At 54.4% G+C, this 14,316-nt stretch carries 7 protein-coding genes; all 7 read right to left on the reverse strand.

Features of this window, described 5'->3' with window-relative positions:
• Positions 1-42: 42 nt before the first annotated feature.
• The 7 genes from VMF88_10365 to VMF88_10395 all read right to left on the reverse strand — a co-directional run bounded on the left by VMF88_10365 (position 43) and on the right by VMF88_10395 (position 14,261).
• Positions 43-1,983: a sialate O-acetylesterase gene (locus VMF88_10365; GenBank protein ID HTY11463.1), complete on the reverse strand. Its 1,941-nt coding sequence runs from the start codon at positions 1,981-1,983 to the stop codon at positions 43-45.
• Positions 1,984-2,038: 55 nt separating this feature from the next.
• Complete coding sequence (locus VMF88_10370; GenBank protein ID HTY11464.1) at positions 2,039-3,634, reverse strand: alpha-L-fucosidase; 1,596 nt, start codon at positions 3,632-3,634, stop codon at positions 2,039-2,041.
• An 84-nt stretch (positions 3,635-3,718) separates the two neighbouring features.
• Positions 3,719-5,350 (reverse strand): DUF5597 domain-containing protein, encoded by a 1,632-nt coding sequence (locus VMF88_10375; protein HTY11465.1) that lies wholly within the window; start codon positions 5,348-5,350, stop codon positions 3,719-3,721.
• Positions 5,347-6,969 (reverse strand): endo-1,4-beta-xylanase, encoded by a 1,623-nt coding sequence (locus VMF88_10380; protein HTY11466.1) that lies wholly within the window; start codon positions 6,967-6,969, stop codon positions 5,347-5,349. Before VMF88_10380 ends, VMF88_10375 begins: the two co-directional genes overlap by 4 nt.
• 35 nt (positions 6,970-7,004) lie before the next feature.
• Positions 7,005-8,750: an endo-1,4-beta-xylanase gene (locus tag VMF88_10385; protein ID HTY11467.1), complete on the reverse strand. Its 1,746-nt coding sequence runs from the start codon at positions 8,748-8,750 to the stop codon at positions 7,005-7,007.
• A gap of 133 nt (positions 8,751-8,883) precedes the next feature.
• On the reverse strand, positions 8,884-12,105 hold the full coding sequence (locus tag VMF88_10390) for an FG-GAP-like repeat-containing protein (protein ID HTY11468.1): 3,222 nt from the start codon (positions 12,103-12,105) through the stop codon (positions 8,884-8,886).
• Between the two features lie 317 nt (positions 12,106-12,422).
• Positions 12,423-14,261, reverse strand: a complete 1,839-nt coding sequence (locus VMF88_10395; protein HTY11469.1) for a T9SS type A sorting domain-containing protein — start codon at positions 14,259-14,261, stop codon at positions 12,423-12,425.
• Positions 14,262-14,316: the final 55 nt, after the last annotated feature.

The following is a 14,316-nucleotide window of genomic DNA, read 5'->3' on the forward strand; positions in this document are numbered from 1 at the left end:
TTTTTTGATGAGGTGAGGCTTCTGAAAACTCGTGCTTTAATTTTATTCATCGGTCCTGAACGGCGAAGCGGGAAAGCCTTCTTTATTATAGAGATTGGCGTCAGCCGGATTATCTGCCCAGGCATACCTGACCGCTACCGGATTCGCGATCGTGGCGCTCGAAACGACGACATTGTCCCCCTCGATCTTCGCATCCCCCCACACAAATTGCATGTCGGCCCCGGCTATGGCGAACGATTTGAGGACGCCTCCTTTTGCGACCAAGCCGCCGCCAACGGATGAGAACGTCAGGATGATCTTATTCCCATCCACTTTCATTGACCGGTAGATCGGGCCTGAAGAGACAACATGTTCATCTCCATAGGCAACTTTTTGAGCGGCAAGGGCAAGACGTTTACCCACCTCCTTCTTATTAAGGGGATGAATGTCATTCCATTCGCCGACATCGATCGTCACTGCCAGCCCCGTATTCGGCGTCGACAATGTTCTGAGCTGCGCCTCTCTTAAGAGGGCCCAATCGCTTTGAGAAGGCTCCTCCTTTGCCGTCATGAAATTCGGCAGTTGCACGATCAAAAACGGAAAATCTCCTTCCCCCCATTTCTGCCTCCAGTCGGCGATGAGCGAAGGGAGCAGTTCGCGATATTCTATCGGGCTTCCCGCGTTCGATTCCCCCTGATACCATATTGCTCCTTTGACGGAATACTTCAGTAGAGGGGCGATCATTGCATTGTAGAGTCCGAGGGGCTTCCACCGTATGAATGTTTGGCTGGCAAGGGGAGGCATCGATGCCCCGAGCCGGTATTGCCAGTCGCCTTTCAGGTCGATCGTTTGCCCTCCCGCGACAATCTCGTACTGCTTGTCCGGAACGAACCCTCCCGCGCCGCTTTCGTTGATGACCCGAACGACAAGAATATTTTTCCCTTCCTTCAGCACCCCCGCCGGAATTTCATATCTCCTCGGCGGATACTGGTAGCTCGTCGTTCCGACGAACGTGCCGTTCACAAAGGCCGAATCGGCGTCAACGATCCTCCCCAAAATTAACTTCGCGGAAACGCCGGTCATTGCGACAGGGACGGTGAACTCCTTCCTGAACCACACGACCCCGTTGACGCGGCCGAGCGCAGTGTTCATCCAATAGCCGGGAATTTTCATGGAAGGCCAACCGGATGTCTTGAGCGACGGCGACGTCCACAGCCTGGACGGGTCTTTGTGTCCTTCGTCGCTTTCGCGCGCAAGTGCGTACCATTTTCCGATCCTGGCCCTGTCCTCGCTCTCTATCTTCCTGATCAACAAAGGATCCTTGAACCGCTGCGCCTCCTTGTACGCGACGGGAAACTTCTTCAACGCATCTTCGCTCATCCACGACTCGATGGGGGAGCCGCCGAGGCTCGTATTGATCAAACCGATCGGAACCTTGTACTGTTCGTACAGCTCTTTGCCAAAAAAATATGCGACGGCCGAAAATTGAAGTACTGTTGCCGGCGTGGCCGATTGCCATGATCCGGAATCGAGATCCTGATGGGGTTTGTTGAAGTCGTACGTCTGGGGCACAGTGAATTCTCTGATGAACGGGTTCTGCGCATTTGCGATCTCATCTTCATAGATCGGCCGGACGGTCTTCATCGTCAGCTCCATATTCGACTGACCCGAGCAGACCCACACCTCCCCGATCATAATATCTTTGACGGTGAGGACATTGCTCGCTTCGATGCGCATCTCGTAAGGACCGCCGGCTTTCAATCCGGCAAGAACGATACTCCAATCACCTGCGCTGTCGGCAAACGCCGTGTAAACCGAATCGATAAAGTGGACGGAAATTTTCTCTCCCCGGCCCGCCCATCCCCAGACCTTTACCTTCGAATCCCTCTGCAAAACCATCCCGTCGCTGACCAACCGGGGGAGGCGCACTTGTGCGATGGCTGACGCGCCAACGGAAATACCTAGAAGATAAATGAGAATGCGCCGATAGAGCGTTGATTTCATCGGGTTTGCAATGCCTTTCACTCTTTAATATCCCGACCTACGATCGGGGAAGATCTCATTCCGCAACGATGCCGCTGATTTTCAGAGCAACGGCATTTTCGCACGGTTTATGGTCCGGCAACGTGACGACCAATTCATCGTCTTTCTGCGACCATTCCAGCTTACCATCATACCCGAGAAGGGAAATGGTCAGCACCTTCTTCCCGCCAACGAGAGAAGATCCGGAGCCGAGTGACTTGATGACCACATTCTTTTCATCGGGCCATCTGAGGACGAACGCATAAAGATCCTTCCCTTTTGTCGTGAAGCGAATGTCCTTTGACGTGAACATTCCCCCCGTTCCTTCATTGAACATCCCTGACTTGACCTTTGAAGGACCCTCACCAAACAATTTCCACGGACGCGTTCCAAAGATCGCCTCGCCGTTGACGTCCATCCACCGGGCGAGCCCGTCGAGAAACGCAATCTCATGGTCGTCGATGGTCCCATCTCCCCTGACCGGTATGCTGAGAAGGAGGTTCCCGTTTTTGCTCACGTTGTCGATGAGCATATCGACCACTTGCGAGACCGGTTTGTAAAGGTTCTTCTCGGCAATCTCACGGCTGTAATGCCATGAACCGATGCACGTACACGTCTGCCACGGCTCAGCTTGGATCGTGTCGCAGAAACCTCGCTCAAAATCCTGGACAACCCCCTTGCTCTCTTCCGGAGAGAGCTGTTTCGCGGTGATGACCCCTTCGACGCTGCCGTTATTCAGCCGTGCGCTCGCATTGTAATAATGCGCCGCGATGTCGAGCCCCGCTTGCCCGAGGGGCAGTTCCGAGTCGTCGAAATAGATCAGATCGGGATGGTACGAATCGATCAGATCCTGGCAGCGAAGGAACCATTGCTGAACGAACGCCGGATTGTTCGGCGGCGGCAGTTCGGTCCACACGCGGTCGTTTTTCTCATGCCATTCGTCGACCGCCGCAACGCTCGTCAGTCCGTCGGGCATTTTCATGTTCGGGCCGGCATACAATTCCTGCGGATCAAGTCCTTCCCACCATTTCCCCTTTCCATCGGCCCGGGTGAGCGTGGCCGCATCGTAGCGGACCCCCGCATGCGGTCCTTCGCTGTCGTAACCGTACGCCGTTTGGAACCAATGCCAGGCATGGGCGGAGTGGTTGCTGACGCCGAAATGCAATCCGTTCTCGCGTGCGACTTTTTCCCAAATTCCGACGATGTCCTTTTTCGGCCCGATGTTCACCGAATTCCACGCATGGTACTTGGAATTGTAGCAATCGAAATTATCGTGATGGTTCGCCAATGCGACAAAATACTTGGCGCCGGCGCGCTTGTAGAGCTTCATCAGTTTCTCCGGATCCCAGTTTTCCGCTTTCCACAAGTGATCGATCTCCATGAAGCCGGTTTTCGACGGATGTCCGTACGTTTTCAGATGGTGTTCGTACTGCGGCGTTCCCTGAATGTACATGTTCCTTGCATACCAGTCTCCCTGTTCGGGGACACATTGAGCAGACCAGTGAGCCCAGATGCCGAACTTGGCATCGCGGAACCATTCCGGACAGCGGTAGTTACGCTCGAGCGACTCCCAGGTCGGCTGGAATTTACCCGGCGCATTGCTCTTCAAGCTGTCCTGGGCGTTCCCTGACATCTGACAGAGTCCAATGAGAAAAATTAATCCTAATACCTGTAGCGCGATCTTCATGGTCGACACCTCTATTTGATATGCACGGCCTTATTTATACCGGTAGAGCTTCACTTTTTGGATCGTAAACATCCCCGAAGGTAAATGCGTTTCTCTCCCCTGATTGTCCTGGTCTCCGTTCATGCGGCGGCCGGCAACCCATTTTCCGTCGACGAACGTTCCTTCATCCATGCTCATAATTCCAACGGCGTCGTCGTCAGACGACCGCGGCCAAAAGCTTACCATAACTCCCGTTCCTGCCACCAAAAATTCATCCTTCGAGATCATGATCACCATTCCTCCAACGCGCGGTGTGTCGGGGCCCGTTCGGACGGCATACCTCCATCCGTATTCATGCCTGAACAAGATCGCGTAGTCACCCAACTGAATCCGTTCGGATTGAGAAGCGCTGTCGAGAAGGATTCCATTCATGGTTCCTTTTCCCTGGTGCTCGACGATCAGCGGCTCGAGCTGCTGGAGAACCTCGTATCCTTTTGCGACCTGATTGTTGTCCGGGTCAGCGAGCGACTCTATGGAGAACGGACTGTAGCCCATTGCGTTATGCCGGGCAAAGGCATAAAAAGCGTTTGCCATACTCTGATTGTTCCCGGCTTCGGGGATGAAGATCGGATTGCCGGAACGGTCAAACCGTTCGCACCACTCCGTGAGATTTTTAAAGTAGATGTCGGGGGCTAAAAAGTCGATGGCCGGCGCTGCCGCTCTCCAGATATCCATAAGATGGGGGAGTGGTCCGGCGCTTGGATACTGTCCCGGCTTGTATCCGGGGCGAATGAGGGCGGCGTTGACGTACATCGGCAGCGGATATTCTTCTTTCCCCTGATGTGCCACATCATTCGTATACGCGGCGAAGTACCACGCCATGAATATCTCGTCGGTGTGTGCTCCCTTCCCGAAAACATCTTCCCATGTTCCCGACGATTTGGAACCGGCATCCTGCCACATCGTTAATAGTTCGGGGGCGAGCGTCTCCTTGTTTTTTTCGAGGTAACTCATGAGCGCGGAGGGGACCTGGTCCTGAAAAGCGGCATTTGCTTTCTTGCAGCAATCTCTCGCCTCAGGGATCATTCCAATTTCATTTTCGACCTGAACCATGACGACCGTGTGGTGCGTGCCGTCGATGATGCGAAGATGCTTCATTAATTCGGCGAACGCCCGTGCGTCAGTTTCTTTATTGACGTCGTAGAAGGGACTGAGGATCTCCTGAGCTTTGCCGCTGCTTATCCGCGCCCGCGGAAAGCGGTCCTGGTCCGATTTTATCCAGCCCGGAACGTAACAGGACATACTGTTCTTCCACGAACCGAACCAGAGGAAGACAATTCTCATGCCGGAGGCTCTGGCAGAGAAGATCGCGCTGTCGACCAGCGTGAAATCAAATTTTCCTTCCGCCGGCTCAAGGAGCTCCCAATACACCGGTACAAGCAGCGTATTCAAGTGCATCTTAGCGACCTTCGGCCAGATCGGCCTCATGTAGTCGAGGCTGGAGGCGCTCGAATTTCCAAGCTCTCCTGCAAGCATCAGGAAGGGTTTACCATCCACGACCACCTGCGTCGCGGTCCCCTGTTTATGCAGGTGCGGAATACCAGGATCATTTTGGCCGGCTGCGGATTGTGAGCGGGCGGTCGCAGCGACGCAGACCATCAGGAATGACAGCAGGATCTTCATTTGAGGAGCACAAGCTTTTTCGTTATGGTCAATTCCCCTGCTTCAAGCCGGTATAAATAGATACCGCTGCTGAGCCGCGAACCGTCGAAGCTGACCTGATACGAACCGGCGGGGCGTTCTCCTTCGGCAAGCGTCGCGACCTCCTTGCCGAGAAGGTCGAATACCCTTAACCGGACAAAACCGGAAGCGGGGAGCTGAAAGGAAATGAGCGTTGTCGGATTGAACGGGTTCGGATAATTTTGCGAAAGAGAAAATTCTTTCGGTGTCATGTCCGCCTCTTTGACATCGAGCGCCGTTCCTGTATTGAACCGCGCAACGACTGAATACGGTCCCTGTCCCGCCGAGTCAATTCCGGCCACGCGCCAATAAAATGTGGTGGTGTCGTCAAGCGCGAAACCGATGGTCTTCGTCGTGTCTGCGAGTGTCGTATCCTCCAGCACGAGAGTAAATGCCTGGTCGAGCGCAACCTGCAGTTCGTACGTCAATGCATACTGAGCAGAGCGCCATGTGAACGTTGCCTGCCTCGCCACGTTGGTCGCGTTTCTCGGCGATACAAGAAGCGGGGCATTCGGCGTCGGGCCGTATCTGATGAACGTACGAAGCCATTGAACCACGGGACGCTCGGTCCCGTCCGTGTGCAGCAAGTACGCATACGGTTCTGCGCTCCAGACATCGTTCTGAATATATCCCCACAACGTCATTCCTTTGACCCCCGGGTCGCTCCAGAACAGGGGAAAATAGATCTGATACTCGGCAAGTTGGTCCGAATCGTTCTGTTCATTAATGGCGAACTCACTGATATAGACCGGCAACCCGGTTGCCGTCAGTCTATCGAGATTGCTTTTGATCGTACTGACACTATAAACGTAATTATTGCTCGTTGCATGAAGAGGGCTGCGGAATTCGAAATAATGTCCCTGGATGCCGATGCCGTCGATCAGCCCGCGCACCATCAGCGTGTCGACAAGGTGAAGATAGTTTGTCGTTGTGGTATTGTCCTGCAAAATATTGTAGTCGTTCACAAGCAGCTTCGTTCCCGCGGGGGCATATTGCCGGGCCCACTGAAACGCCGTGACCACCCAATCCCAGCCGGTCGCGCCGTTTCCCCCCAACGCCTTCGCGTAAGGAGGGGGCGCATGAAAAGGTTCGTTGACAACATCGATAAACGACAGCGTCGGATACCGCTGGCAGACGGTCTGGATCCAGGTTTGTACCGCCCCCCGTTGATCGGCGGAATCGAGCGACGTGATCCATGATGGCTGCTGGTTTCCCCACACGAGGTTGTGTTCCTTGAAAAGAAACCCGTTCCTCGCCGCATAATTATAGATCGTGTCGAGGTTGTCCCACGAGAAATATCCCTGCCCCGGCTCCGCGGAACCCCACTTGCCGTCGTTCCCCGGCGTGATCTGATTCCAGTATTGATCAAGATGCGGCCAGACCGGAACGCTGCTGCTGCATCCAAGAAATTTGTTCTGGCCGGCCGCAAGCGGCTGGGAAAACAACCCGGCGGGAATTCCAACCACAGAAAGGAAGAGCAGCCCGAACCCCAGCAGCCATGGACCGGTTCTAAGCTCTCGCATTAGCGGATAATCCTTCATCACATTGCAGTTCTGCTTCATACACCACCTATAATGATATCAACCGAAGATCATTGTCACTTTAAGAGAATAAGTTTCTTGACACTTGCGAAATTGCCGGCCTGAATCCTGTAAAAATAGACGCCGCTTGGAAGGCTGCTTGCGTCGAATTGGATGGAATACGTTCCCGCATTTTTCCATCCGCTCACCAAGGTTCTTACTTCTCTCCCGACCAGATCGTAGACCTTCATCGTCACAAAGCTGTTAATTGGCAACTGATAACTGATCACCGTGCTTGGGTTGAACGGGTTTGGATAATTCTGCCCGAGCCCGAACTCGGCTGGAACTTCTGATCGATTTGCTTTCACCGTGGTCGGGGCGCTGAGGGCCAGGATCGCATCCTGCAAGCTGAAGAAGGCATTCCACATCACAGTGTCCGCCGAAAAAGAGGCGGAGTAATTCTGGTCGCGCGCGGTCACCACGGTCGACAGGACCGAATCGAGGTGAGCCCAGGATGCAACCGAGTAATCCTTCTGGTGGAGGCTGTCGGCGTACCGGATCAGCGAATCGAGCATGTCGTAGTTGGCGCCGACGTCGGCAACGGCAAAAAATGCGGGCTTGCACTGGTCGTTGGAATCCCAGAGGGACGAAGACTGGCCTGTCGCAAACGTGTAGGCATCGTCCAAACCGTCTTTTGTGACATTGACGATCTTTCCCCGTCCCGACCTGAAACTTCGCTCCACGAAACATTTGAAGAGCATCCCGTATTGATTGGCCTGTTTCGCCAGGACCGCGGCCGACGGAGTTGCGCTGCCGGTGACACAATCGGTCTCGGTCACCGACATTTCTGAGCAGATGGGGGAGAATTTATTGTACGATGCGATGAAGTTTGCGGCGGTGGGAAACGGGGATGGAGAGATCGCGTCGTGTTCCTGCATGCCGATGCCGTCGAGATACCCCGCCTGAAAGATCGGAGTAAGGAGGGTAACGATGCCGTTGGCTTTTGCAGCGATGTCGGTGTTGTAGTCGTTGTAGTACAGTTTGATTTGTGTTTCGCCGTACTCCGCGGTATACTGGCGCGCAAATTGGAAGGCCAGCATGACGTATGTCGAGTCGCCAAAGGTCGTGTACCATTCGTTGCCGGTGGTGCGCACCGAGGAGGTGCCGTCGTCGATGGCTTCGTTCACCACGTCGAAGGCGGACAAGAGTCCCGGCCATCCCTGGTGGATGATCCTGATGACCTCGTGGATATAGTTCCCCATGCGGATGGTCATGCTGTCTTTCGACAGCCGCGCGCCGGTGGTCGTATAGCCGGTCCGGAAAAATTCCGTCGGGACGGACGAATGCCATACCAGATTATGGCCGCGGAAAGTGAAGCCCTGCCTCCGCGCCCAATTCAGCTGTGCGATCATGTCGCCGTTGAACCTGACCACGGGATGGACGTTGACGGAATCGCGTGCAGAACCGGACGCTGCGAGATAATTGGCGGCACTCGTGGCAATATCCACCGTGTACTGCAGCTTCATGTTGTTGCCGGGGGACATCGAATTCATATGATACTTCACCAGGTATCCGCCATTCGGGTCGACCACCGACGACTGCCCGGTAACGGCGGAATCGGATGGAAAGCCGACGTGTCGGTAGGATAAGATGCAGCCGATGTAGAAATCATTCGCATAGACGTTCTTCAACGACGGAACGTTCGTCTGAATTTGAGCATGTAACTGCGTAGTAAGAATCACCGAAAGAGCTATGAAAACAATTGATACGGACAGCCCCAACGTCTTCTTCTCTTTACCTTGATCGCAAAAATTAGTTTTCATAGTGCCTTCATTGATTACTCTTGTTAAAAAATAGAAGACCGATAACAAAAAGTTTCAGAGACATCTTGCCGCAACAAAACAAAAGCAGCCCGCCCGTGAACCACGGACGGGCTGCAATTCACGCAAAACAACGTTACTTCATCAACATCAGTTTCTTCACAGCGTTAAATTCTCCCGACCCATCCTGGCTCTTCGCCCGGATGCGGAGGAAGTACATTCCGCTGCTCACGTTAGATGCATTCCACTGCATCACATAGTGATTCGGCGCCTGGACTCCATCGACGAGGGAGACCACACGGCGTCCGAGGACGTCAAAAATTTCGACGTTGACGTAGGCAGCTTTCGGAATGTCGTAGCTGATGTTCGTCGACGGGTTGAACGGGTTGGGATAGTTCTGGTTCAACGCGTAGACCCTGGGAATGCCGCCGCCGTTTTCATCGACGAGCAATAGCGTTCCCGTCTGGTATGTCGAGGTACCGGAGAACGGTCCCTCGCCGCCGGCATTCACTGCGCTCACACGCCAGTAATACCGCGAGTTGGCCGCCAGCGTATCGGTAATCACCACCGAGGTGTCGACAAGATCCATATCCACGATGATCGTGGAGAAGGATGAAGCGGTCGCCACCTGCAGGTGATACGACGTCGAGTTCGGCGTCGTCAGCCAGACGAACTTCGTGAACCTGTTCTCACCAGTGGTGCTCTTCGGAGAAACGAGCGTCGGGGCGATCGGAAGCTCGGTCACTGTCGTGAACGAATCGACCGCTGTGAAGGCACTCGCGCCCCCCTGGTTGTAGGCCATCACGCGCCAGTAGTATTTTGCACGGTTCTGCAGTCCGGCTACCGCCAGCGATGAGTCGTGGTGCACGGTGTCGGTGGTGGTCAACAGACCCGATGAGCTCGAGGTCCAGAATTGGACGACATAGAAGCTGTCGCCGGCCACCCTGTTCCACTTGAACGTCGGGTTCGTCGTCACGTTCGGCACATCATGTGTCGGATAAGCCAGCACCGGTGTCGCAGGCACGTACATCACAGTGAACGAATCGACCGGCGAGAAGACCGACGACCCAGCCGGGTTGTATCCCCGCACACGCCAGTAGTAGGTCTTGCTTGGGGTCAACGCGCTCGCAACCGTCCAGGTTGTATCGAAATCGCTGGTCGAGTCGTTGACAATGAATCCGGTGGTCTTTGTGAATCCGGTAGCCGAGTCTGACCTGAGTTGGAAATGATACGTCGAGGCCGTTCCTACATAGCTGACGACCAGTTTCGCACCGACAGAAGGAGCTGCCTTGTAATTGTTCACGGGCAGTAACTGCGTCGGCGTTACCGAATCGGGGACAACTTTCGTACGGAAGCTGTCGATCGCCGAGAAGGGGCTCGGTAACTGATTGTCGAACTCCTGGACGCGCCAGTAGTACTTCGTGGAGAGACCGAGTCGGACGATGGTGTTTGTCGCCGTAACTCCAGTAACCGTCTTCACGATATTGCCGAACGAAGCATTCGTCGCAACCTGTACTGTATAGGTGGTGGTACCGGTGCCCGTTGCGCCTGCGGTCCAGTTCAGGGTATCGGTCGACGTGAGAGACGAGTCGCCTGCAGCCCATGAAGGCCGGCCCGTCGTCGGGGTGCCGGGAACAACTGATCCTTCCTGGATCGTATAGTATTTGTTCACTGCAAGGGTATTATTCGCAGCGCCAGTAACGTAGGTATGTGATGTTCCATCCGGCCACCGAACATTCACACTATCAACCTTCGTGTTCGCGCCGATACCGAAGTTGGCCCTCAGCGTTCCGCCCATACCGGCAGAACCGCCTTCTGCTTTAATGTCGCGGATTTGCTTGGTTCCGGCAGTGTAAACAGTGAACCTGGCACCGATGGCCGACATGTTATTGCCCGTGCCTATTGGCGTGAAGGCGATCCAATGGTTCGTGTTGCCGTTGTTCTTCTCCAGCGTAACGGTGCCGCCGATGAACATGAAGATGTCAAGGAAGCCGTCGTTGTTGTAGTCGACAAACTGCCCGGCCCGCGCACCATTTGTCCCCAAGGCATCGTTCGTTGCCACGTTCGTGAATGTACCGTTACCGTTGTTGTGGTACAGATATTGGGGGCCGAAAGTCGCGCACGTAAAGATATCCGCCCACCCGTCGTTATTGTAGTCGCCGATGGACATCGCACGCTGGGCCGTATTCTGAGTCAGTCCGTTCCACGTTGCAACATGGACTCCATCCCACTTGTATGTAAACGTGCCGTCTCCCTTGCCATACAGGATAACATCGGCCTTCAAACTATCATTGCCGTCCCTGTTATCGTTCGCATTGAGACCGTTCAGGATCAGGTCCTCGATACCGTCGTTGTTAAGGTCGCCCCACTGCTCGCCGATGGCGCCAAAGTGGCGAACCGTATCATCGACGATGATTCCGGTGTCCGCGTGAACGCTGGCATATTCAACGCTGTCCATGGTGCCAGCCACATTAACTTTTATGGAGTCGAGAGCGTAGATCGTCGGGTTACCGGGGATCGTCGCGCTCGTGGGAACATAAAACTTCCCGGTTCCATCATTTAGATACAGGACGCATCCTTTTCGAGCAGTGTTAAACGTACCGGTATCCACTTTGGAAAATCCTTGCCGGAAACTCGGCATTAACAAATCCATGTAGCCGTCGTTATTAGCGTCGAGGAAACGGACGTCCCAGGATTCAAATGAACGGCTCGTATCTATGCCGGCATTAGCGGGAGTCGCTCCCTTACCGATATTCGTGAAGCCGGTCGGACCGCCTTTAAGCAGCCAAATTCCGCCTGCGGGGGCCGGTACCTGATTATTGCTGCCAGGACCAGAGGCGCCGATCGGCGTAAATGTTCCAGGCCATGCAACGCTGAGGTAATTGCTGTGATCGATAGGCGCCGCCGCAAGTCCCTGGAAAACCTCGCCGGAAAGTCCAGCCGTACCAAGGTCGCCGGTTCCTGTTGCCGCCGTAAATACCCCGGCGTTGTTATAGTAAAGTCCGCTGCTCGGCGTTCCGCCGTTCGTCGTGAACAGGTCGAGGACTCCGTCGCCGTTGAAATCGGCCAACAGCGCGCCGACGTCGTTGGTGTTCAGCGGAAGATTTGCCGTCATCGTTGATGCCGCAGCGGCAAACGATGTGCCGGCGTTATTGAGGGTGATACTCGTCGACGGAGTGAAGACATCAAGATATCCGTCTCCGTTGAGATCGCCCCAGGCAAAACCGCCGTTCGCCGCGTTGACAGCCGGTGCGGGGAACGTTGCCGGTACATATGTCACTTCCTGTGCGCTTGAGATACTGAGTCCAAGCACGAGAAGCGCTGTGACAGCCGTGAGTAGCTGTACAAACCTTTTCATGTTACCTCCCAGGTTGTTGTAATTGGACAGCGATGAACTAAAAAATACCACAACGTACAACGTGAATTATTGGTGATGCTCTTTTGCCATGCTCGACGATGATTCCCTGCGTCGATGAATCAGGTACTGCTCAAAGAAACTCCGCATCTCGTTCGAGAGCGGTTCGATGCTACAGATGATCGGACGCTACGTTCCAAATTTCACGATCACTTCGGCTTCAATCACCTCCTTCATCGCTAAAGAAACATCTTTGATACATCACGCTCGCCCCTCCCGGCCGCGGTCCTGGAGGACCGGGAGGGAAATTCTGCATGAACTTATTTCATGAGAACCAGTTTCTTGGTCAATGAACTGCTGTTCGCTTCCAGGCGGTAGAAGTAGACGCCGCTGGAAAGCTTGCTGCCGTCGAACACCGCCGTGTGATTTCCCGGCTGCTGAGTGCCCGAGAACAATGTTGCAACTTCCTGTCCGAGCAGGTTGTAGACTTTGAGGGTCACGAAACCGCTCTGGGGCACAGAGTAGTTGATCGTCGTCGTCGGGTTGAACGGGTTAGGATAGTTCTGCGCGAGATCGAACTTTCCCGGAACCGTCGATGGCTGAGCCTTCACTGCGGTAATGCCCGTCCCGTTAAGCCATCCGGCGATCGTGGCATGTTCCGATGCGGCCTGAGCAGCCCATTGCGTGTATTTCGCCGGCCACCAATGGAACAGATCGCCCAACGGCAATCCTCCAATAGCGGCAGACATGAATGTGGAGTTACCGTACGAGAGGTCTTCGTTCAGCGGCCAGGCTTGTGTGACATCCGATTGAGGGTCATACGCCCAGCTGACATTTGCTCCCGTCTGCCATCGGCCGATCAAAAAACCTTTGATGCTGTCGATATTCGTCGGTTCCAGTACAAAACCCGCGTCGTAAGCAGCGTTGTACGAGGTTACGCGATTATAGGTGGTTGTCGCTGTATCAAACGGATACAGGTTCCAGGCGTTCATATACGGAAAGAGCTTATGGCCGGCGGAATCCTTGCCTCCAAAGAATTGGTATGTCTTTCCGCTCATCATTGGCATGATGTGGATTTTGTTGACTTCACTGGCGGTGTCGTTGTATGGATTGTGAGCGAGGAAGTCGTAAAACCACTGGTCATAGCCATAGCTGCAGTTGGCAACGACGATGTGACGCTGCAACGCCGCGCCGGCTGTCGGATCGTCGGTAAATGGAATGGGGGGGGTCAACGCACTGAACCCCGAAGCGCTGTCGATGTTAATGACGCCGCCGTTCGGGACCATGCCGGTCCCGTCACCCGACGGTGTATCGCCAAACATGAAGATGTTCTGAAAAACACAATTGGTGACCGACAGCCACCACCAGTACGACGACTCGAGCGTGTACATCATCGTGTTCAAAAAAGTACAGTGATTGAACGAGACATAATCGCCGTAGCAAGGCGATTCCTGCATATACGCATAGCCCGCGTTTGCAATCGTGCAATTCTCGAAGGTCAAGGTGTCGGTATGCCATGTTGTGCTCTGGTACGTCCAAGAAACCGGCCTGCCATAATACCGATAGTGGTTATCGGTCATGTTCCGGAAATACGTGTTGGAGATATGTCCCCGGAAATGCTGGCACGACGGCTCAATGGCGCCGCCGCCGTTACCGATCGGCATATAATCGATGATGCAGCCGTCCATGTCCAAATGCTCCCCCGCCCCGTTCGTGTTATGGAGCGTGTCGTCCTCGATAACGATGCTCGACCCAACCTGAGCGCCGGTGATGTTCCCCTCAAGAATCCAGATATTCTTCATCGTCAGATCGCCATGGCAGTCAAAGTTGTATGTTGTCGTCACGCCGCCGCTGGTGGTCCAAACGATCTGCGGAAGCGAAGTTGCCTGCGAGGTGCCGGGTGCCGGTGCCACGATATAAAGATGGGAATGAGGAGGAGTCGTAATCGCTCCTGAAAGAATATAAAATCCGCCCGTCTCCAGTTTGAACACCGTGTTGGAGAGCTGCACGCCGGTGGGGTCTGCATTAATGACGTTGGCAACGGCAGTATTAAGGTTGCCTCCGTCCCCCTGGTCGCTCGGCACATTGACCGTATCGGTCTGCGCCACCATCACAACCGGCAACGCTATACACAACAAAACCAAAACAAAGTTTTTCATGTTGACTTCTCCTTGTGTTTTTGATTGATGCTGATCCTCTTTCAAAATCGTTCCA

The organism is Bacteroidota bacterium, assembly GCA_035506275.1.
In the GTDB taxonomy this organism is placed as follows: Bacteria; Bacteroidota; Ignavibacteria; order UBA10030; family UBA8401; genus JAGVPT01.